A 20357-nucleotide genomic window follows, 5' to 3' on the forward strand; every position below is an offset into this window, starting at 1 on the left:
ATGCAAATGCCGGAGAATACCGGGGGTCGTCGCAAGCGCGCAGAATAGCACTTCTCATCGCTGGCGAATAGCGGCGGACCGCGCTAAAAATTCACGCTCATCCGCACGCTTCGTTAAGCTGGCAGGCTCTCCGGGCCGCGAAGCGTGGGGCAGAATTGATACATCTCCAGCAGGATGGCGACGTAGTCACGCGCTTCCGCATGCAGGTCGAACGAGTCGGGAGCAAACAGCCAGTTCTCCATCAGGCCTGAAAGGTAGCTGCGCATTAAAATCGCCGCTCGCCGGGTGAGTAAATTGGCAGGCAACAGCTTCGCCGCGATACACTCTTTTAAGGTTTGCTCGATACGCTCGTAGCTCGCCAGGGAGAGCTGCCGCTGGGCCTGCTGCACTACGGTCATTTCTCCGACGAATTCACACTTATGGAAGATAATCTCCATCATCAACCGACGACGCTCTTCTGTCACTGTCGCTTCAAGAACATAGACTAATATCTCCCTGATAACTGAGAGTGGATCGTTGGGGAATTTTGCCCGATACTCAATTTCGAGATCGCTAATACTGGCGTCTGACAGCTCCCAAATTTCGTTGAATAAATCTGATTTATTCTTGAAATGCCAGTAGATAGCCCCCCTCGTTACACCCGCAGCTTTTGCAATTGTTGCCAACGAGGTAGATGATACGCCTTGCTGCGAAAACAGACGCAGAGCAACATCCAGAATCAGTTGCCGGGTTTCACGTGCCTGTTGTTTGGTTTTTCGTGCCATAGGTTAATGACTTTACAGAGGTTACGTTTACATACATTTGTGAATGTATGTACCATAGCACGACCATAATAGAAAGACTGTAGTGGGTTTGTGGTTGTTTGAGCCACTGAACATTTTGAAATTGGACACTCGAGGTTTACATATGAACAAAAACAGAGGGTTAACGCCTCTGGCGGTCGTTCTGATGCTCTCAGGCAGCTTAGCGCTAACAGGATGTGACGATAAACCGGCTCAACAAGGAGCCCAGCACATGCCGGAAGTCGGTATTGTGACGCTCAAATCCGCACCTCTACAAATAACCACCGAACTGCCAGGCCGCACCAGCGCCTATCGCATTGCGGAAGTTCGTCCTCAGGTCAGTGGCATTATTTTAAAACGTAACTTCGTGGAAGGTAGCGATATCCAGGCCGGCGTTTCCCTGTATCAGATCGATCCAGCCACCTATCAGGCCAGCTATGACAGCGCCAAAGGCGACCTGGCAAAAGCCCAGGCGGCGGCAAACATGGATCAACTGACGGTCAAGCGTTATCAGAAACTGTTAGGCACTAAATATATCAGTCAACAAGACTACGATACCGCCGTCGCGACGGCGCAGCAGAGCAATGCGGCCGTGGTCGCGGCGAAAGCAGCCGTTGAAACCGCGCGCATCAATCTGGCCTACACCAAAGTCACCTCGCCGATTAGCGGTCGCATTGGTAAATCCGCGGTAACCGAAGGGGCGCTGGTGCAAAATGGTCAAACAACCGCCCTGGCAACCGTTCAGCAGCTGGATCCGATCTATGTCGACGTCACCCAGTCGAGCAATGATTTCCTGCGCCTGAAACAGGAGCTGGCCGATGGCCGCCTGAAACAGGAAAACGGGAAAGCGAAAGTGGAGCTGGTGACTAACGACGGTCTTAAGTATCCGCAGGCCGGCACGCTGGAATTCTCGGATGTCACCGTCGATCAGACCACCGGCTCTATCACGCTGCGCGCTATTTTCCCTAACCCGGATCACACCCTGCTACCGGGGATGTTTGTCCGTGCCCGTCTGGAAGAAGGGGTTAACCCTGACGCCCTGCTGGTGCCGCAACAGGGTGTCACCCGTACGCCGCGCGGCGATGCCAGCGTCATGGTAGTGGGTGAAGGCGATAAGGTCGAAGTCCGCCAGGTCACTGCTTCTCAAGCGATTGGCGATAAATGGCTGGTCACTGACGGTCTGAAATCCGGCGATCGCGTTATCGTCACTGGCCTGCAAAAAATCAAACCAGGCGTGCAGGTAAAAGCGCAGGAAGTAGCTTCTGATGATAAACAGCAAGCCGCAGGCAACGCGCCATCAGAACAAACCAAGTCTTAACTTAAACAGGAGCCGTTAAGACATGCCTAATTTCTTTATCGATCGCCCCATATTTGCATGGGTGATCGCCATCATCATCATGCTGGCTGGGGGATTATCGATCCTCAAATTGCCGGTGGCGCAATATCCGACGATTGCGCCGCCAGCAATTTCCATTACCGCCATGTACCCCGGTGCTGACGCCGAAACCGTGCAGAACACCGTGACTCAGGTTATCGAACAGAATATGAACGGTATCGATCACCTGATGTACATGTCCTCGAATGGCGACTCCACCGGTACGGCGACCATCACCCTGACCTTCGAATCCGGTACCGATCCGGACATCGCCCAGGTTCAGGTTCAGAACAAGCTGGCCCTGGCCACCCCTCTGCTGCCGCAAGAAGTACAGCAGCAAGGGATCAGCGTTGAGAAAGCGTCCAGCAGCTTCCTGATGGTTGTCGGCGTTATTAACACCAACGGCACCATGAACCAGGACGATATTTCGGACTACGTGGCGGCCAACATGAAGGACCCGATCAGCCGTACCAGCGGCGTCGGCGACGTTCAGCTTTTCGGTTCCCAGTACGCGATGCGTATCTGGATGGATCCGAATAAACTGAATAACTTCCAGCTCACGCCGGTGGACGTGATCAGCGCTCTGAAAGCGCAGAACGCCCAGGTAGCCGCTGGTCAGTTAGGCGGTACGCCGCCGGTGAAAGGCCAGCAGCTCAACGCGTCCATCGTCGCACAAACGCGTCTGACCAATACGGAAGAGTTTGGCAACATCCTGCTGAAGGTGAACCAGGATGGTTCCCAGGTTCGTCTGCGTGATGTCGCCAAAATTGAGCTTGGTGGCGAAAGCTATGACGTGGTGGCGAAGTATAACGGCCAGCCAGCGTCCGGTCTGGGTATTAAACTGGCTACCGGCGCGAACGCGCTGGATACCGCCAACGCGATCCGCGCTGAACTGGCGAAGATGGAGCCGTTTTTCCCGTCGGGGATGAAAATTGTTTACCCGTATGACACCACCCCGTTCGTGAAAATCTCTATTCACGAAGTGGTTAAAACGCTGGTGGAAGCGATCATCCTGGTCTTCCTGGTGATGTATCTGTTCCTGCAGAACTTCCGCGCTACGCTGATCCCGACCATCGCGGTGCCGGTGGTCCTGTTAGGGACCTTCGCGGTGCTGGCGGCGTTTGGCTTCTCGATAAACACCCTGACGATGTTCGGGATGGTGCTCGCCATCGGCCTGCTGGTGGATGACGCCATCGTGGTGGTCGAGAACGTCGAGCGCGTCATGGCCGAAGAAGGCCTGCCGCCGAAAGAAGCGACGCGTAAATCGATGGGGCAGATTCAGGGCGCGCTGGTAGGTATCGCCATGGTGCTGTCGGCGGTATTTATCCCGATGGCATTCTTCGGCGGTTCAACCGGCGCCATTTATCGCCAGTTCTCCATCACCATCGTTTCCGCAATGGCGCTATCGGTACTGGTCGCGCTGATCCTGACGCCGGCGCTGTGCGCCACGATGCTGAAGCCTATCCAGAAAGGCAGCCACGGCGCGACCACCGGTTTCTTCGGCTGGTTTAACCGCATGTTCGATAAGAGCACGCACCATTACACCGACAGCGTAGGCAACATTCTGCGCAGCACCGGTCGCTATCTGGTGTTGTATCTGATCATCGTGGTGGGCATGGCGTGGCTGTTCGTTCGTCTGCCGAGCTCGTTCCTGCCGGACGAAGACCAGGGGGTATTCCTGAGTATGGCCCAGCTGCCTGCCGGCGCCACCCAGGAGCGCACGCAGAAAGTGCTGGATGAGATGACGAATTACTATCTCACCAAAGAGAAGGACAACGTGGAATCCGTGTTTGCGGTTAACGGCTTCGGCTTCGCCGGCCGCGGCCAGAACACCGGTATCGCGTTCGTCTCGCTGAAAGACTGGAGCCAACGTCCGGGCGACGAAAACAAAGTTGAAGCGATCACCGGTCGGGCGATGGGCTACTTCTCGCAGATTAAAGACGCGATGGTCTTCGCCTTTAACCTGCCGGCTATCGTTGAACTGGGTACCGCGACCGGCTTTGACTTCCAGCTGATTGATCAGGGCGGCCTGGGACACGAAAAACTGACCCAGGCACGTAATCAGCTGTTTGGTATGGTGGCGCAGCATCCTGACGTGCTGACCGGCGTGCGTCCTAACGGTCTGGAAGATACACCGCAGTTCAAAGTCGATATCGATCAGGAAAAAGCCCAGGCGCTGGGCGTCTCCATCAGCGACATTAACACCACGCTGGGCGCTGCCTGGGGCGGAAGCTATGTCAACGACTTTATCGACCGCGGCCGCGTGAAGAAAGTGTACATCATGTCCGAAGCGAAATACCGTATGCTGCCGGAAGACATCGGCAAGTGGTATGTTCGCGGCAGTGATGGCCAGATGGTGCCATTCTCCGCCTTCTCCACCTCGCGTTGGGAATACGGTTCGCCGCGTCTGGAACGCTACAACGGTCTGCCATCGATGGAAATTCTTGGCCAGGCAGCGCCAGGCAAGAGTACCGGTGAGGCGATGAGCCTGATGGAAGAGCTGGCGGGTAAACTGCCGTCGGGTATCGGCTACGACTGGACCGGGATGTCTTATCAGGAGCGGCTGTCCGGTAACCAGGCCCCTGCCCTGTATGCCATCTCGCTGATTGTCGTCTTCCTGTGTCTGGCAGCGCTGTATGAGAGCTGGTCGATTCCGTTCTCGGTCATGCTGGTCGTACCGTTAGGTGTGGTCGGCGCGCTGTTAGCCGCCACCCTCCGCGGTTTAACCAATGACGTTTACTTCCAGGTTGGCCTGTTGACCACCATCGGCCTGTCGGCGAAGAACGCGATACTGATCGTTGAATTCGCCAAAGACCTGATGGAGAAAGAGGGCAAAGGGCTGATTGAGGCGACGCTTGAAGCGGTGCGTATGCGTCTGCGTCCGATCCTGATGACCTCTCTGGCGTTTATCCTTGGGGTTATGCCGCTGGTTATCAGCTCCGGTGCTGGCTCCGGTGCGCAGAACGCCGTCGGTACAGGCGTAATGGGCGGGATGGTGACCGCGACGATCCTGGCTATCTTCTTCGTGCCGGTGTTCTTTGTGGTGGTTCGTCGCCGCTTTAGTAAGAAAACGGAAGATATTGAGCACAGCCATCAGGTTGAGCATCATTAATCTGCACTACTGAACAAAGGGCCGCCACCGCGGCCCTTTTTTTGTTCATTACCGACAGGGCACATATTGCCATTGTTTATTTTTCGCGCTGCATTTAATATCTATTGATGTGTTGCAGACTATATCTATCGCGCTGTTTAGCCCTTAGGATCTTCTTACGCTCATTTACCAGGAATAATCCTAATATCATCATTCACGGCCGGCGGTTTCTGAACGCGACGACTGCCTGTCTTAAACCAATGATTGATAAGACATCTCTATTTTTCAGGCTGCGCGCCCGGGCCGCAGAAATTAATTCGTCTATTTTTAAGATAATTTCTCTCTGATAATTGTAATTTTTCGTAATAGCACGATGAAATCTCCTGGAGAGTGGATTATAGTTAAATCAGCAGGATTACTCAGTTAGTGTCAGGTCAGTTAGTCGTGTTCATCCCACAACGGTGTTTGTTAGTCGTCGTTTAAACCACTCAAAAGGGGATGCGTTATGGACGAATACTCGCCAAAAAGACATGATATCGCACAACTACGCTTTCTCTGCGAAACGCTGTATCATGACTGCCTTGCAAACCTGGAAGAGAGCAACCATGGCTGGGTCAACGACCCGACATCGGCTGTCAATCTCCAGTTAAATGAACTGATCGAGCACATTGCCACATTCGCCCTTAATTATAAAATTAAGTACGCTGAGGATAATAAGCTGATCGCTCAGGTTGACGAATATCTGGACGACACATTTACGTTGTTCAGTAACTACGGCATTAACGCTACGGATTTGCAAAAGTGGAAAAAATCCGGTAATCGGTTATTTCGTTGTTTTGTCAACGCCAGCCGGGAAAATCCGGCCAGTCTTTCGTGTTAGGATTATTACAATCAAAAGGTGGAATTATGTCTGATAAGCCATTAACTAAAACAGACTATTTGATGCGCTTACGTCGTTGCCAGACAATTGACACGCTGGAGCGCGTCATTGAAAAAAACAAATATGAACTTTCTGATAATGAGCTGGCGGTATTTTACTCAGCCGCCGATCATCGTCTGGCTGAACTGACTATGAATAAGCTGTACGATAAAATCCCGACGTCCGTCTGGAAATTTATCCGCTAATTAGTGCGCCCGACGCGGTCTGCTGACCGGATGGTAATCGCCAGCCTCAGCAGGACATCTTTGTGATAGTCATCACAGCATTCAGCCAACAGCAAACTTGTAACCGGTTTCTTTTTTATACTGTTGCGACCCTCTAACGTCAGGTATAAGGAAGACCAATGAGTGAAGAAAAACGCAAAATGATCGCCGGTGAGCTCTATTTATCTGGCGACCCAACGCTTCGCGCCGATCGCTTACGCGCCAGACAGCTGCTGCACCGTTATAATCATTCCGCCCCGAATGCCCAGGAAGAACGTCAGCATATTCTGGCCGAGCTGTTCGGTCGCGCTGGCGATGCGTATATCGAGCCAAGCTTTCGCTGCGACTACGGCTACAATATCTTTCTCGGCGCCGGTTTTTACGCCAATTTCGACTGTGTGATGCTGGACGTCTGCCCTATCCATATTGGCGATAACTGCATGCTGGCGCCGGGCGTCCATATCTATACCGCCACCCATCCGCTGGATGCTGAGGCCCGAAACAGCGGCCAGGAATATGGCAAACCGGTGACCATTGGCCACAATGTGTGGATTGGTGGTCGGGCGGTGATCAATCCCGGGGTGACCATTGGCGATAATGCGGTCATCGCCTCCGGAGCGGTGGTCACTAAAGACGTTCCCGCCAGTACCGTTGTCGGCGGCAACCCGGCGCAGATCATCAAGCGCCTTCCGCCGCCGAATGCGTAACTGTTATGCTTTTCTGTAACTGATCTGTTACTTTCTCCGCAGAATACTGCAACATAAAATAACCTTCAGGCTGAGCCTGCCGCACCTGATCCATCGGGCGCACGGGGCGGGCTTATTGCAGAATTCGGGGACCAAGATGACAGAAATACAACGCCTGCTGACTCACACCATTGACGAACTTAACGTGCAGGAAAAACGCGATAATCGCCCGCGTTTTAGCATCAGTTTTATCCGCAACCATCCGGGCCTGTTTGTTGCCATGTATGCTGCGTTTCTGGCGACGCTGGTGGTCATGCTGCGCTCTGAAACGCTGGTGGATTCGGTCTGGTTGTTGGTGGTGCTGTTCATCCTGTTCAACGCTTTTTTCTTCTTTGACGTCTATCCACGCTATCGTTACGAAGATATCGATGTCCTCGACTTTCGCGTGTGTTACAACGGCGAATGGTACAACACCCGCTTTGTCCCCCGACAGCTGATCGACCGTATCCTGCAGTCGCCGGACGTCGATAGCGAGCAGAAGGCACAGCTTAAAAAAATGGTCGACACCAAAGGCGAGCTCTCCTTTTACGATGTCTTTACGCTGACCCGCGCCGGTACTGCGCAATAAGACGATTCAGCGTCCGCAGCGCCAGCGGATAGCGGGAAGCCGAAGTATTGCCATACCCCAGCACCAGCCCGCTCCGCCCCCGCCGCGGGTCGAGATAGAAATGACTTAGCGCAGCGGGCGCCAGCTGAAACTGACGCGCCTGCTGCGCAATCGTTCGATCGTCGATCCCCTCTATGGCCAACGTCAGATGGAGTCCCCCTTCCCCACCGAGGACTTCGCACGGCACGGTAATCTCTTGCGCCAGCGCCTCGCGCAGCTGTTGCTGACGTTTGCGGTACAGACGACGCATCGCTGCCAGATGACGCGCATAGTGTCCCTTCTCGATAAAGCTGGCCAGCGCACGCTGTTCAGCGCGGTGCCCGCCGCGCAGCAGCGCGCCAATGGCCTCCTGAGCGGCATCCGCCAGCGCGGACGGCATGACCATAAAACCGATACGCAGCGCCGGAAACAGGGTTTTGCTGAAGGTGCCGAGATAGACCACCGGGGCATCCGGGACCATCCCCAGCATCGCCGGGATCGGCTCTCCGCTGTGGCGAAACTCGCTGTCGTAGTCATCCTCCACAATCCACGCGCCGTGCCGATGGGCATACTCCACCAGCGCCAGACGTCGCGCGGCGCTCATGACGCTCCCAAGGGGATACTGATGAGAGGGAGAGGTGAAAATCAGCCGGGGTGGCTCTGCCACGCCGTTGTCGATACACATCCCTTCACCATCGACGGCCATCCCACAGACCCGCAGCCCCGCTCGCTGGAAACCACTCCTGGCACCCAGGTACCCCGGCTCTTCCAGCCACACGCTGTCGCCCGGGTTGGTCAACAGCGAGGCGCATAAGTTGACCCCTTCCAGCGCCCCCTCGGTGATGACGATCTGCCGGATATCGCACCGGATGCCCCGGGAGAGCGCCAGATGGCGGGCGATAGCCTCCCGCAGTTGGGGATCGCCCGCGGCCTCACCGTAGCCCAGCAGCGTGCTGCCTTCGTCGCGCAATGCCTTATCGATTAACCGCCGCCACAGCGGCAGCGGGAAATAGTTCACCGCCGGCATGCCAGGCGTAAACGGCAGCGCCGGCGAGTCACGGCGCATAGCGGCTGGCAGCCCCTGCAGCCGCTCAGACAGCACAACGGGTGGCGCGATTACCTCCTGCCGACGGCTGGCGGCGAGCGGCACCACCTGCGTCCCCTGACGGCTTCGCGTCAGGTATCCCTCCAGCGTCAGCTGCTCCAGTGCGGCATTCACCGTATTACGCGACAGATGCAGTCGACCGGCAATCACGCGCGATCCTGGCAAACGGCAGCTGGCCGCCAGGGTTCCCTGCAGGATGGCATGGCGCAAAGTGTGGTAAAGGGCACGCTGCAGGGTTTCGTCCGTTCGCTGCCGCATCCCCTGCGTCACCAACCCATAAAACGCATCGTCCGGTATATTCATGTCACCTCCTCGTGGATCCATAAAAACATACTGTAATGGCACTTTTTATGGAACCAGCCAGCGCGTACGCTGCCTGTACATCCCCAATAAGGAAACCGCAATGTGTGAATACAATCAGTTTGGACAGGCGCTCGGCGCCGCGCTGCCCGACTGGCAACCCCGCCCCTGGCCGACCCGGCAGGTACTTCAGGGCAGCCGCTGTCGGCTCGAACCACTCACCCTCGCCCACGCCAGCGATCTGTTTGCTGCCCATCAGCTGGCGCCCGACGCCCGCAGCTGGACGTGGCTGCTGCGCGAACCGGAAACCAGCCTGGCTGAATTTAGCGCCTGGGTGGCGCAGGTTGCGACGCTGGCCGATCCGATCCATTTCGCCGTCGTTGACCAGCAGCGTGGAACGGCGGTCGGCTCGCTGGCGTTAATGCGCATCGATGCCACCCATGGCGTGGTCGAGGTGGGGCATGTCCATTTCTCTCCGCTGCTAAGCCGAACGGCTATGGCCACCGAAGCGCACTGGCTGTTGATGCAGTATGTGTTCGAGACGCTCGGCTACCGTCGCTATGAATGGAAATGCAATAGCCTCAATACGCCGTCAGGCCGTGCGGCAAGGCGACTGGGATTTCAGTACGAAGGACGTTTTCGTCAGGCGCTGGTGAGCAAAGGACACAACCGGGACACGGACTGGTTTTCAGTGATTGATGGCGAATGGCCGCAGCTGGATAGCGCCATGCGCCAATGGCTGGCCGCCGACAATTTTACCGCCGACGGCCAGCAGCGCCGTCCCCTGGAAAGCTTCCGTTAACGACGTTTTTTGCGCCCCTGCACTGCTTTGAAGCGGGGGTTGCTCTTGCAGATCACGTACAGCCGCCCTTTGCGTTTGACCAGCTGGCAATCCGGGTGGCGCTGTTTGGCGCTGCGTAATGAGTTAACGACCTGCATCATGCCTTCCTTTTTGCATCAATGAAGCCGCCAAAGCGCTGGCGGAAACGGGCCGCGCTACCCTCGCTGGCGAACGTTTTTTGTTTGCCGGTGTAGTACGGATGCGATTTCGAGGAGACGTCGATCGTCACATACGGATACGTCTCACCGTCGAGCTCAATCACGCGTTCGGTGCGGATGGTTGAGCCAACTTTAAAATATTCATTGGCGCTGGTGTCGTGAAACACCACCGTGCGATAGGGAGGATGGATATGGGCTTTCATGATGACCTCATCATTATGTTATAACATAACAATTAAGATACGCCGTTCCACGACAAAGATCAACCATGGTCATATCAGGGGTAATAACAAAGAGGCGAGTTTCCTCGCCTTTGGCTTCAGGGCGCCAGACGGTGGGCGATAGCGCGAAGTTGCTCCGCGATGGCCTGAAGATCTTTCCCCTGCTCGACTCTGGCGCCGCTGGAATGGCGAATCACCAGGCGCGCCGGCAGGATGGATGAGGTATGCGCCGCGCCGCTGGTACTGGCGAGGATCCGCCGCACCGCCTCTTTCCCCTGCAGGTCGAGGTCCAGCGAGACCGTACTCAATGCCGGATAGAAAAAGGAGCTTTCGTAGGTATCGTCATAGCCAATCACCGACTTCTCTCCCGGCACCGCCACCTGATGCTGATGGAAGGCGCTGAGCACCCCCAGCGCCATCTGGTCATTGCCCACCAGCACGGCGCTGAAATTAGGCGTTTCCCGCAGCATCTGCAGCGCGCCGGCGTAACCGCTCTGCGCATCCCAGTTGCCGCGCAGGACGGTCACCGGCTTCAGACCGTAGCCATCCAGGGTCTCGAGCCAGCTTTTCAGCCGCAGTTTCGCCGATACGGAGCTGTCCGGGCCTGCCAGCAACGCAATCTCCCGATGCCCCATCTCATAGAGATATTTGACGCTGGCCCGGGTGCCGTCCGCCGGGTTAAACGAAACGTTAAACACGGAGCTGTAGGGATCAACGTCGAGAAACAGGCAGACGATATCATCATTGTCAGCGGCGATTTTCTGCGCCTGTTCGGTCTCCAGCGGCACGTTGATAATGACCTTATCCACCCGCTGAGACTTCAGCTCATTGATGGAATCCTGGATGCTTTGGTTGACGCTCTCATCAATCATTGAAATCAGGACCTGGTAACCTTCCAGATTAGCATAGCGTTTTACCGCCGCCGCCACCTGGGAGGGGGCATGCCAGGCCAGCGAAATCGTCACCAGTCCGACCGTCTGGCTCTCCTTCCCCACCAGCTGCTGCGCCAGCCGGTTTGGCACATAGCGCAGAGCCTCTATCGATTTCTCCACCTTGCGGCGCGTCGCTTCGGATACATTGGCAGATTTGTTGAGTACCCTGGACACGGTCTGGTAAGAGACGCCCGCATGACGAGCGACGTCTTCCAGAGTAGCGCTTTTAGACTTCATGGTCCGGTTCCTTATGTTGTTATCCCATGATTGTAACAGGGGCCATTTGAAAAAACGCTCACCGCTACCTCTCATCGCAAAATTACACCACAAAAAGTATTACGTTCACAACCAGGTTAATTGTGAAACACTTCACTCATCACAACAAAAACCAGCGTTATTATTTGCACTTAGTCACACAATAATCATATCTCATTTGCCTGAAGTTACATTTAGGCATTTTATGACATCAGTTATGTGAACGTAATACAAAACAATAAGAGGATAGAGATGAATACGACACTGCGCGTCCTTTCCACAGCATTAGCCGCTGCGCTAATCACCCCTTCCGCCTTTGCGGCTACCGCTGCGATCCCGACCGTTGATTTTCATGGCTATTTGCGTGCCGGGGTTGGGGTCTCCGGCGACGGTAGCGAAGCGGAATGGCAAAAGAACAAGCTGGGCCGGTTGGGGAACGAATCGGATACCTATGGCGAGCTGGAGTTAGGCTCCGAGGTCTACAAAAAAGATGATGTCAGTTTCTATCTCGACAGCATGGTCAGCATGGTCTCCGATGGCTCTAACGATAATGAAACCACGCTGAACGATGACGCGCAGTTCGGCTTACGTCAGCTGAACCTGCAGATCAAAGGGCTGATCCCGGGCGATCCGAATGCGGTGATCTGGGGCGGCAAACGTTACTACCAGCGTCACGACCTGCACATCATCGATACTAAATACTGGAACATTTCCGGCTCCGGGGCCGGGGTGGAAAACTACACCCTTGGCCCGGGCGCCGTCTCGCTGGCGTGGATCCGCGGCGATGCCAACGACGTTGACTATCGCGTCGATGGCGACAGCAACGTCAATATCAACTATATCGATTTACGCTACGCGGGATGGAAGCCGTGGTCCGGGTCGTGGACCGAATTCGGCATCGACTACGCCATGCCGAACACCACCAAAAAACAGGACAGCTACGGCGGACTGTACGATGCCGAAAATGGCGTGATGCTGACCGGTGAAATCAGTCAGGATATGCTGGGCGGCTATAACAAAACCGTGCTGCAGTATGCCAACAAAGGTCTGGCGCAGAATATGGTCTCCCAGGGCGGCGGCTGGTACGATATGTGGAACTACGTGAACGACGCCACCGGCTATCGCGTGATTAACACCGGTCTGATCCCCATTACCGAGAAGTTCTCCATCAACCACGTTCTGACCTGGGGCTCGGCGGATGACATTACCGACTATACCGATAAAACGCGGATGCTGTCGCTGGTCGCCCGCGGGCAGTATCAGTTCACCGACTACGTGCGCCTGATTGGCGAAGTCGGCGGTTTCTATCAGAAAGACAGCTATAACAATGGCACCAGCTACAAACAGGCCGGTGAGAAATATACCATTGCGCTGGGCCTGGCGGACGGGCCGGACTTTATGTCACGCCCGGAATTACGTATTTTCGCGTCGTATCTGAATGATTCCGAAGATGGTAAACCGTTTGAAGACCAGACGGCGAATAATACCTGGAATTTCGGCGTACAGGTTGAAGCCTGGTGGTAATATCGCGCTGGTAAGACAAATACGTTATTGATATCTCCAACTGTAAGGTCATTAATTTCCCTCCGGTAATCATTAATGCCACTGCTGTCTTTGTCTTATTTTCGGGATAACCTGTTTTCAGGTTATCCCGTTTTATTTATTTCCGCGCGGCATAATGGTCATCCAGCAATTGACGTAGCGCATCGGACTGCTTACCGAAAATAGCATGAACCTGCTGGCCAAGAATAATGACACCCAGCGCGCCCTGCTGCTGTAATGCGTCCGAGTCCACGGCTGCCAGATGACGAACCGTTACCCGCAGACGGGTAATACAGGCGTCCACTTGGGTAATATTCGCTTCACCGCCGAAGGCCTGAACCAACGCCTCGATTTGCTGTTTTTCCGCTTCGCTTAACGGCTGTGCCGGACGTGCAGGAGAGAAATAGTGCAGGAAAGATTTTAAACTCACCATCATAAACTCCAGGGTAATAGATACAAAAAAGCCTGCTCGGCAGAGCAGGCGTGGAGAAAAAAGGATTAGGCGTGGCGACGGAGAATACGGCAATCCCATGCTGACAGGGTCAGCGGGTCCGACACCGCCGCGTCGGTCAGGCAATCCCGATACCCTGACGGCAGGCTCAGGGTATGGCTTTGCGCGCTGTAGTTCTGCAGGAAGACAAACGTGCTCTCACCGTCGGTGCGCGCAGTAGCCACCACGCCGGGCGGTAAATCCGCCGCGATCGCCCGCGGTAGCGCCAGCTCCTTGCTCAGGGCGGCAAAGAAGTCGCGCTGGAAGGCCAAATCGTTGCGGGAGGCCACATGCCAGGCTTTACCTTTCCCGAAGCCGTTCACCGTCACCGCTGGCCTTCCGGCATAAAAATCATCCCGGTAGGTGGCCAGCGTCTGCGCGCTTTCGGTATGGATCAGTTCACAGAGATGGCGCACCTGATACGGGCCCTGCAGACCGCACTGATTCCCGGCCAGGCCCTGCACCAGATTAAACTCGCCGTCATTCAGGCAGTCGATCTCTTCCGCCCAGATGCCCAGCAGATTGCGCAGCGGGCCCGGGAAGCCGCCGAGATAGCAGAGATCGGATTCGTTGACGATGCCGGTCCAGTAAGTGGTCACCAGATGGCCGCCGCTGGCGACAAACGCCTCCGCCCGCGCGGCAAAGCCGTCGCGCACCATGTATAACATCGGGGCAATGACCAGCCGGTACGGCGTTAAATCAGCGTCGGCGTCAATCACATCGACGGCGATGCCCTGCTCCCAGAACGGACGGTAGTGCTCATTGACCGTCTTCTCATACTCCATCCCCAGATTGCGCGGTCCCTGGGCGTCATCGAGCGCCCAGCGGTTCTGCTGGTCGAAGATAATCGCCACTTTCGCCTCGGTGCGACAGCCCCGGACCTCCGGTAGCTTGCTCAGTATCTCACCGAGTTTGCTGACTTCACGGCCAATACGGGTATCGATGTGCCCGACATGGTCGACCACCGCGCCGTGAAATTTCTCAACCGAACCGCGACTTTTCCGCCACTGGAAATACTGCACCGAGTCGGCGCCATGCGCCACCGCCTGCAGCGAGGAGAGAATATGCATGCCCGGTTTCTTCAGTTTGCTGGTCGGCTGCCAGTTAGTCGCGCCCGGCGTGGACTCCATCAGCACAAACGGCTGGCCGCCCTTCAGGCTGCGCATCATGTCGTGATACATCGCGGTGTAGCAGGCCAGCGCGGTTTCGTCTTTATCGCGGTGCCACATCGGATAGCTGTCCCACGAGATAAAGTCCAGCACCTCCGCCAGCTGCCAGTAGTCGTAATCGTAGAAATACTCCATAAAGTTGGTGGTCACCGGCAGGGCGGCATTCGCCGCCTTCAGCGGGGCGATTTCATGGCGGCAGAAATCGGTCACCTGGGCGGTATTAAAGCGATGCCAGTCCAGATTCAGACCGTGGATCGACACCTCGCCCTGCGGCGCAGGCGATTCAATCTGCGACCAGTCGCTATAGGTATGGCTCCAGAAGGTGCTCCACCAGGCCTGGTTGAGGTTCTCCAGGGTCTGATACCGCGCCTTCAGCCAGCCGCGAAAGCGGGCCTGGCAGAGATCGCAATGGCATTCGCCGCCATATTCATTGGAAATATGCCAGCCCAGCACCGCCGGGTGCGCAGCATAGCGCTCCGCCAGCAGGCTATTAATTTTCAGGGTCTTCTCACGATAGATCGGCGATGACATACAGTGGTTGTGACGGCCGCCGTGCAGGGCCGGCACCCTATCGCGCCCCACCCGCAGAACCTGCGGATAGCGTTGAGACATCCACGCTGGACGCGCGCCGCTCGGCGTGGCCAGAAATACATGAATGCCGGCGGCATACAGTTTATCGAGAATAGTATCCAGCCAGGCGAAATCAAATACCCCTTCGCGCGGCTCAAGTTTCGCCCAGCTAAATATGCCCACCGACATCACATTGCATTTTGCCTGCTGCATCATGGCAATGTCTTTATCAATAATGTCGGGGGCATTCTCCCATTGTTCCGGATTATAATCCGCGCCATGCAGCAGCGTATTAACCTTTGGATGTAAAGGTGCAAATTTATTCATAATAAACTTCCTGAAAAGAACGACAAATAATTAATTAAATACTTTTACCGACGGCAATACTTTTCCCTGGCAGTCAAATAGCGCCTGATTTTCCCGCGCATTACCCTCTTTCCATTCGTCATGGATATATTTCATCCCCGCCGGGGTGGCCCAGGTATTTCCCGGCACAGCAATCCACGTCGGCTCCCAGTAAAAAATACCTTTGCCGCGCTGGTCAGGAACATCTATTACGGCCTGCATCAGATCGTGAATATAGCGATATTGCCCCTGCACGGTGGCGGGATAGCCTCCGTCCTTTTCCTCTTTGGCCTGAAAACTGTTTTCCGCGTTATCGCAGTTAGCCAGGGTATAGGCATAGGCCGCCTCGACGACAATGACATCTTTGTTATAGCGTTTGCTGATGTCATCCATATTGGCCTTCAGGGCGCTGATCGGCCCGTTCCAGTAGGTGTACATCGACAAACCAATCACGTCATAGGGCACATGACGTTTCTCTATTTCGTCAAACCACCAGCGGAAGGTATCGTTCTTGGTCCCTTCAGCCAGATGCAGCATGATTTTCACCTGCTCGCCATTGCGCAGATTCGCCTTCAGACCATCAATGGCCGCGTTCAGCAGCCCGGCCAGCCGGTCAAACTCGCCGCCCCCCTGCCCCCAGCTTTTCCCTTCCGGCCACAGCATACCGCCGTTAATCTCATTGCCGATCTGCACCATATCCGGCAGGACGCCCGCCTGCTTAAAGCGGGCGATGGTATCCCGGGTATAGTCATGAATCGCCGTTTTCAGCTGCGGATAATCCATCTTTTCCCAGGCCTTCGGTTTGAACTGCTTGCCGGGATCGGTCCAAAAATCGCTGTAATGGAAGTCGAGCAGCAGCTTCATTCCCTGGGCTTTCGCCCGTTTCGCCAGCGCCAGGGTAGTGGCCAGATCGTTATTCCCGCCGCCATAGCCCTCGCCGCTTGCCGATTGCGGATCCACCCACAGGCGGAGGCGAACATAGTTGACGCCGTTCTCTTTCAGAATGGCGATCGGATCCTTACGCTGGTTATTCTGGTCGTAGAAAATTGCCCCGTGCTTTTCGGCATCCAGCAGCGTGGAGATATCCGCGCCTTTAATAAAGTCCGCCGGCATACCCTGAAAGGCGCGGGTTTCAAGCGCGTCCGCTGCCAGCGAAGGGAGGGAAAAACTGCATGCCAGACAAACCGCAAGCCATGCGGGTGTAAATCTTTTCATGTGCTTATCCTTTAGTACTGCCCGAGGTCAGGCCGGAGACGAAGTATTTTTGTAACGCCAGATAGAGGATCGCGACCGGCACGGCAATCAGCACCGCCCCCGCCGCGTAGGTGGTGTAGCTGGCCCCCATTTTTTGCGCCACCAGGTTATACAGACCGATAGGCAACGTGTATTTATCCGGGGTACGCAGGATGGTGCTGGAGAGGATGAAATCCCCCAGCGGGCCGGTGAAGGAGAACAGCGCCACCACCGCGAGGATCGGCCTCGACAACGGCATGATGATCTCAATAAAGATGCGAAAGCTACTGGCGCCGTCCATGCGGGCGGACTCATCCAGATCTTTAGGGATCGCGTCGAGATACCCCTTCATCAGCCAGGTGTTCATCGGGATCATTCCCCCGACGTAGATCAGCACCAGCGCCAGATGGCTGTTTATCAGGCCAAGCAGTTGCGACAGCACAAAGATGGCAATCAGCGCGGAAAACTGCGGGATCATCTGCAGCAGCAGGAACAGCATCAGCCCGTTCTGCCGCCCTTTAAAGCGGAAGCGGGAGAAGGCGTAAGCGGTAAAGCTGACGCTAATCAGGGTCAGCACCATGGTCAGAAAGCTGATTTTCATCGAGTTCCAGTACCAGGTGAGGTAATTCACATTGCCATTGAACAGATCGGCATAGTGCTGGAACGACAGGTTTTCCGGAATGATCGAGGTACTGAGCAGGCTATTGCCGGCGTTCAGCGACGCCCCGACGGTCCAGACCAGCGGGTAGATAATCACCACCGAGACCAGGATAACCACCAGCCAGGTGAGAGAGAGTCGGATCCACTTTTCGCGTTTAATACTGGGTGATTGAGCCATGTTGCTTCCCTTACGCCATGTCGTCATTTTTGAAGGATTTGGTGGCGCGGAACTGCCACAGCGCCAGGCCGACGACGAAGATCGACAGCAGGATAGTGATGGTCGCCGCGATGGCGTACTGCGACGAGGACATCGTCAGCTTATAGATCCACGACACCAGAATATCCGTCCCGCCGGCGTTAGATCCCGCCACCGCAGGGCCGCCGTTGTTAAACAGATAAATAATGTTGAAATTATTAAAGTTGAAGGTGTACTGGGTGATGATGATCGGCGCGATCGCGTACAGCACCAGCGGCAGGGTGATGGTGCGCAGGCGGGTAAAGGCGCTGGCGCCGTCCATCGTCGCCGCTTCATACAGATCGTCCGGGATCGCCTGCAGCACGCCGGTGGTCATGGCAAAGACAAACGGAAAGCCAAGCCAGGTCTGCATCATGATCAGCGCGGTTTTGGTCCAGAACGGGTCGGTTAGCCATGCCTTCGGGCTGATGCCGAAGAATGACAGGATCGCGTTGTTAATCACCCCGAAGGAGTCATTGAACATCCCGGCAAAGACGAGGATAGTGACAAACCCCGGCACCGCCCACGGCAAAATAAAGATGGTGCGGATCAGCGGCTTAAAGCGCAGATCTTTTTGGTTCACCAGAATCGCCAACAGCACGCCCACCGTACACTGCAGGGTGGTCGCCAGCAGCGTCCACACCACGGTCCACTGCAGCACATCCAGAAAGGTGGAGCGCCAGATGGAGAGGGTGAAAATATTGACGAAGTTTTTCAGCCCCACCCAGTCCACCAGCTTCGCCGGCGGCGTGTGGTACAGGTTGTAGTTGGTGAAGGCGATGGCGAAACCAAACAGAATGGGAAAGATCACCACAAAGACCAGCAGAATAAAGCCCGGGGTGATCATCAGGTACGGGAAGCCGTCGCTCAGCAGCATCTGGTACTGCTTACGCACGCTGTTCAGCGCGACCCCTTCATCGCGTTTTTTGCCGTTCAGCCACGCGTCCCGCAGCGAGAGAAAATAGATCAGCACGCCAAAAGCGACGATCAGCACGCTGATAATCCCCTCCGCTAACAGGAAGATAGAGTTATCCCGGGGCACCTCTTCACCCAGGGTATAGAGCCCCCACAGCCCCTCGCGCAGGAAATCGTAAAAAATACCCAAAAAGCTGCTCAGCAGCACCAGGAAGACCAGCCCCTTCAGCCACTGGCGATGATAAAACTGGCCGAAACCCGGCACGATTGCCAGCAACAGGCCGCACCACGCATGGCGCCCGGGCCCGCGCGCGTCGCTAAAATTTTCGCTGGAATGGATGCTCACACTCGACTCCTTCTACAAACGGGAGGTCCCCCTCCCGCTCGGTGACTTCACGTGACGGTAAATTACTGATTGCTGGCCTGCATCGCTTCAATCTGCATCTTGATCTGTTTCACCGCATTATCGAGCGCGGCCTGCGGCGCCTGCTTGCCGGTGAGGCTCAGTTCAAGCGCGGCATTAGCCGGCCCCCACACTTCCCCCATCTCCGGAATGCCCGGCATAGCCATCGCCCGAGCCGACTGAACGGCGACGGCGCTGGCCTTTTCGTCATTTTTAATCACCGGGTCGTCAATCATCGCCTTCAGCGGCGGGATTTCGCCGGTGGCGACATAGCGGGCTTTTACATACTGCGGCTGGTTGATGAACTCGATAAACTGTTGCGCCAGCGCCTTGTCTTTACTCCAGGTCGATACCACGTAGCCCTTAACGCCGAGGAAGGAGCTCATTGGCTTGCCGTCCGGCAGGGTCGGCAGCGGCACCACGCCATAGTTGATACCGGCGGCTTCATACGGCTGGAAGGCCCAGGGGCCGTTGATCACCGCCGCCGCTTTTTTCTCGGTAAACAGCGAATCAATGGCGTTCAGCCCGTTATCGCCGAGGATCCCTGCGGGGAAGGCCTTCTCGGCATAGAATTTTTTCAGGAAGGTCACGGCTTCCACGGCGCCGGGCGTATTGAGCCCCACCTGCTGCGGATTAAAACCGCCGCCGTCGTTCTTCGCGAAGATATAGCCGCCCATCGGGCCAATCGCCCCCCAGCTGTAGTAGATCTGATCAAACTTGGCCAGCAGGCCGTATTTGTTCTGCTCGCGCTGGGTCTTCGAGTAGTCCAGCCAGGCCTGCAGACTGTCCAGCGGCTTGTCGATCAGGTCCTTGTTGTAGATAAGCACCAGGGTTTCCACCGCTTTCGGGATCCCATACAGCGCGTTGTCCATGCGGAAGGCGTTGATAGAGGCTGGCGTAAAGGCATCCTGTTTCGCCTGCTCAACGTTGAGCGGCGAGAGAAGTCCCTGAACGACGGCGCCGCCGAGCTGGTCATTCGGGATCACCAGCACGTCCGGCCCAATGCCCGCCGGGCCATCGAGGCGCAGCTTTTCCAGCTGCTGGGCATAAGGCATCTCCTGCAGATTGACCTTCACGTTGTACTGCTTCTCAAAATCGCTGACCGCGGTTTTGATGCCAGTGGATTTTTTAATGTCTTCCCAAACGTTGAGCTGCCCGGCGGCATGCGCCTGCAGGCTGGTAAGTTGCCCCGCCGCGAGGGTGGTAAGGATCAGTGCAGCAAGCGTGTTCTTTTTCATTATCAACCTCATGTGAAGGTAT

Annotated in this window: 20 protein-coding genes; 8 read left to right on the plus strand and 12 right to left on the minus strand. The window is 55.9% G+C overall.

Annotated features, from left to right (window positions below):
- Positions 1 to 113: 113 nt before the first annotated feature.
- Entirely contained in the window at positions 114 to 764 is a 651-nt protein-coding gene (gene acrR, locus ACQUTI_RS12300; RefSeq protein ID WP_004204746.1) for a multidrug efflux transporter transcriptional repressor AcrR, read from the minus strand.
- 142 nt (positions 765 to 906) lie between these two features.
- Here acrR and acrA point away from each other — a divergent pair, with 142 nt between their 5' ends.
- The 5 genes from acrA (at position 907) to maa (ending at position 7098) form a co-directional block, all read left to right on the plus strand.
- Positions 907 to 2100, plus strand: coding sequence for a multidrug efflux RND transporter periplasmic adaptor subunit AcrA (acrA, locus tag ACQUTI_RS12305; RefSeq protein ID WP_004204747.1), 1194 nt, complete (start codon positions 907 to 909; stop codon positions 2098 to 2100).
- Between the two features lie 22 nt (positions 2101 to 2122).
- Positions 2123 to 5269: a multidrug efflux RND transporter permease subunit AcrB gene (gene acrB, locus ACQUTI_RS12310; RefSeq protein WP_017898892.1), complete on the plus strand. Its 3147-nt coding sequence runs from the start codon at positions 2123 to 2125 to the stop codon at positions 5267 to 5269.
- A gap of 484 nt (positions 5270 to 5753) precedes the next feature.
- On the plus strand, positions 5754 to 6128 hold the full coding sequence (gene tomB, locus ACQUTI_RS12315) for an Hha toxicity modulator TomB (protein ID WP_428923275.1): 375 nt from the start codon (positions 5754 to 5756) through the stop codon (positions 6126 to 6128).
- A gap of 26 nt (positions 6129 to 6154) precedes the next feature.
- Positions 6155 to 6373, plus strand: coding sequence for an HHA domain-containing protein (locus ACQUTI_RS12320; protein WP_002892050.1), 219 nt, complete (start codon positions 6155 to 6157; stop codon positions 6371 to 6373).
- A gap of 158 nt (positions 6374 to 6531) precedes the next feature.
- Positions 6532 to 7098: a maltose O-acetyltransferase gene (maa, locus tag ACQUTI_RS12325; RefSeq protein WP_004204750.1), complete on the plus strand. Its 567-nt coding sequence runs from the start codon at positions 6532 to 6534 to the stop codon at positions 7096 to 7098.
- Here the strand turns inward: maa and ACQUTI_RS12330 are convergent.
- On the minus strand, positions 7070 to 7192 hold the full coding sequence (locus ACQUTI_RS12330; protein ID WP_032426076.1) for a hypothetical protein: 123 nt from the start codon (positions 7190 to 7192) through the stop codon (positions 7070 to 7072). The two genes, maa and ACQUTI_RS12330, sit on opposite strands and share 29 nt — an antisense overlap.
- A 42-nt stretch (positions 7193 to 7234) precedes the next feature.
- Here ACQUTI_RS12330 and ACQUTI_RS12335 point away from each other — a divergent pair, with 42 nt between their 5' ends.
- Entirely contained in the window at positions 7235 to 7705 is a 471-nt protein-coding gene (locus ACQUTI_RS12335; protein ID WP_004204751.1) for a YlaC family protein, read from the plus strand.
- On the opposite strand, the gene ACQUTI_RS12340 is transcribed toward ACQUTI_RS12335, so the two are convergent.
- The gene (locus ACQUTI_RS12340; RefSeq protein ID WP_004204752.1) at positions 7674 to 9131 is read right to left on the minus strand and encodes a PLP-dependent aminotransferase family protein; all 1458 of its coding nucleotides are present in this window, start codon (positions 9129 to 9131) and stop codon (positions 7674 to 7676) included. The genes ACQUTI_RS12335 and ACQUTI_RS12340 overlap by 32 nt on opposite strands.
- A 100-nt stretch (positions 9132 to 9231) precedes the next feature.
- On the opposite strand from ACQUTI_RS12340, the gene ACQUTI_RS12345 reads away from it, so the two are divergent.
- Positions 9232 to 9930: a GNAT family N-acetyltransferase gene (locus tag ACQUTI_RS12345; RefSeq protein WP_004204753.1), complete on the plus strand. Its 699-nt coding sequence runs from the start codon at positions 9232 to 9234 to the stop codon at positions 9928 to 9930.
- On the opposite strand, the gene ykgO is transcribed toward ACQUTI_RS12345, so the two are convergent.
- The 3 genes from ykgO to ACQUTI_RS12360 all read right to left on the minus strand — a co-directional run bounded on the left by ykgO (position 9927) and on the right by ACQUTI_RS12360 (position 11517).
- Positions 9927 to 10067: a type B 50S ribosomal protein L36 gene (gene ykgO / locus ACQUTI_RS12350; RefSeq protein ID WP_002892018.1), complete on the minus strand. Its 141-nt coding sequence runs from the start codon at positions 10065 to 10067 to the stop codon at positions 9927 to 9929. The genes ACQUTI_RS12345 and ykgO overlap by 4 nt on opposite strands.
- Positions 10067 to 10330 carry a type B 50S ribosomal protein L31 gene (locus ACQUTI_RS12355; protein ID WP_004204754.1) on the minus strand — a complete coding sequence of 88 codons (264 nt, stop codon included), beginning with the start codon at positions 10328 to 10330 and terminating at the stop codon, positions 10067 to 10069. The genes ykgO and ACQUTI_RS12355 overlap by 1 nt, the downstream gene beginning before the upstream one ends.
- A 116-nt stretch (positions 10331 to 10446) precedes the next feature.
- The gene (locus ACQUTI_RS12360; protein ID WP_004204755.1) at positions 10447 to 11517 is read right to left on the minus strand and encodes a LacI family DNA-binding transcriptional regulator; all 1071 of its coding nucleotides are present in this window, start codon (positions 11515 to 11517) and stop codon (positions 10447 to 10449) included.
- Positions 11518 to 11787: 270 nt separating this feature from the next.
- Between ACQUTI_RS12360 and ACQUTI_RS12365 the strand changes: the two genes are divergently transcribed.
- The gene (locus ACQUTI_RS12365; RefSeq protein ID WP_064183745.1) at positions 11788 to 13059 is read left to right on the plus strand and encodes a maltoporin; all 1272 of its coding nucleotides are present in this window, start codon (positions 11788 to 11790) and stop codon (positions 13057 to 13059) included.
- Between the two features lie 136 nt (positions 13060 to 13195).
- Here the strand turns inward: ACQUTI_RS12365 and ACQUTI_RS12370 are convergent, their stop codons facing one another.
- The 6 genes from ACQUTI_RS12370 to ACQUTI_RS12395 all read right to left on the minus strand — a co-directional run bounded on the left by ACQUTI_RS12370 (position 13196) and on the right by ACQUTI_RS12395 (position 20335).
- The gene (locus ACQUTI_RS12370; RefSeq protein ID WP_428923282.1) at positions 13196 to 13510 is read right to left on the minus strand and encodes a glucose PTS transporter subunit EIIB; all 315 of its coding nucleotides are present in this window, start codon (positions 13508 to 13510) and stop codon (positions 13196 to 13198) included.
- Between the two features lie 65 nt (positions 13511 to 13575).
- A complete protein-coding gene (locus ACQUTI_RS12375; RefSeq protein ID WP_122543501.1) occupies positions 13576 to 15633 on the minus strand; it encodes a beta-galactosidase in 2058 nt (685 codons plus the stop codon).
- 30 nt (positions 15634 to 15663) lie between these two features.
- Positions 15664 to 16866, minus strand: a complete 1203-nt coding sequence (locus ACQUTI_RS12380; RefSeq protein WP_004204760.1) for a glycoside hydrolase family 53 protein — start codon at positions 16864 to 16866, stop codon at positions 15664 to 15666.
- A 4-nt stretch (positions 16867 to 16870) separates the two neighbouring features.
- Positions 16871 to 17722 (minus strand): sugar ABC transporter permease, encoded by an 852-nt coding sequence (locus ACQUTI_RS12385; protein WP_004204761.1) that lies wholly within the window; start codon positions 17720 to 17722, stop codon positions 16871 to 16873.
- A 10-nt stretch (positions 17723 to 17732) separates the two neighbouring features.
- On the minus strand, positions 17733 to 19040 hold the full coding sequence (locus ACQUTI_RS12390; RefSeq protein WP_017898898.1) for a carbohydrate ABC transporter permease: 1308 nt from the start codon (positions 19038 to 19040) through the stop codon (positions 17733 to 17735).
- Between the two features lie 62 nt (positions 19041 to 19102).
- Positions 19103 to 20335 carry a maltodextrin ABC transporter substrate-binding protein gene (locus tag ACQUTI_RS12395; protein WP_017898899.1) on the minus strand — a complete coding sequence of 411 codons (1233 nt, stop codon included), beginning with the start codon at positions 20333 to 20335 and terminating at the stop codon, positions 19103 to 19105.
- Positions 20336 to 20357 lie beyond the last annotated feature (22 nt).

It is taken from the genome of Klebsiella sp. 7-CIP_Kleb., from assembly GCF_050378655.1.
Taxonomy (GTDB): Bacteria; Pseudomonadota; Gammaproteobacteria; order Enterobacterales; family Enterobacteriaceae; genus Klebsiella; species Klebsiella quasipneumoniae.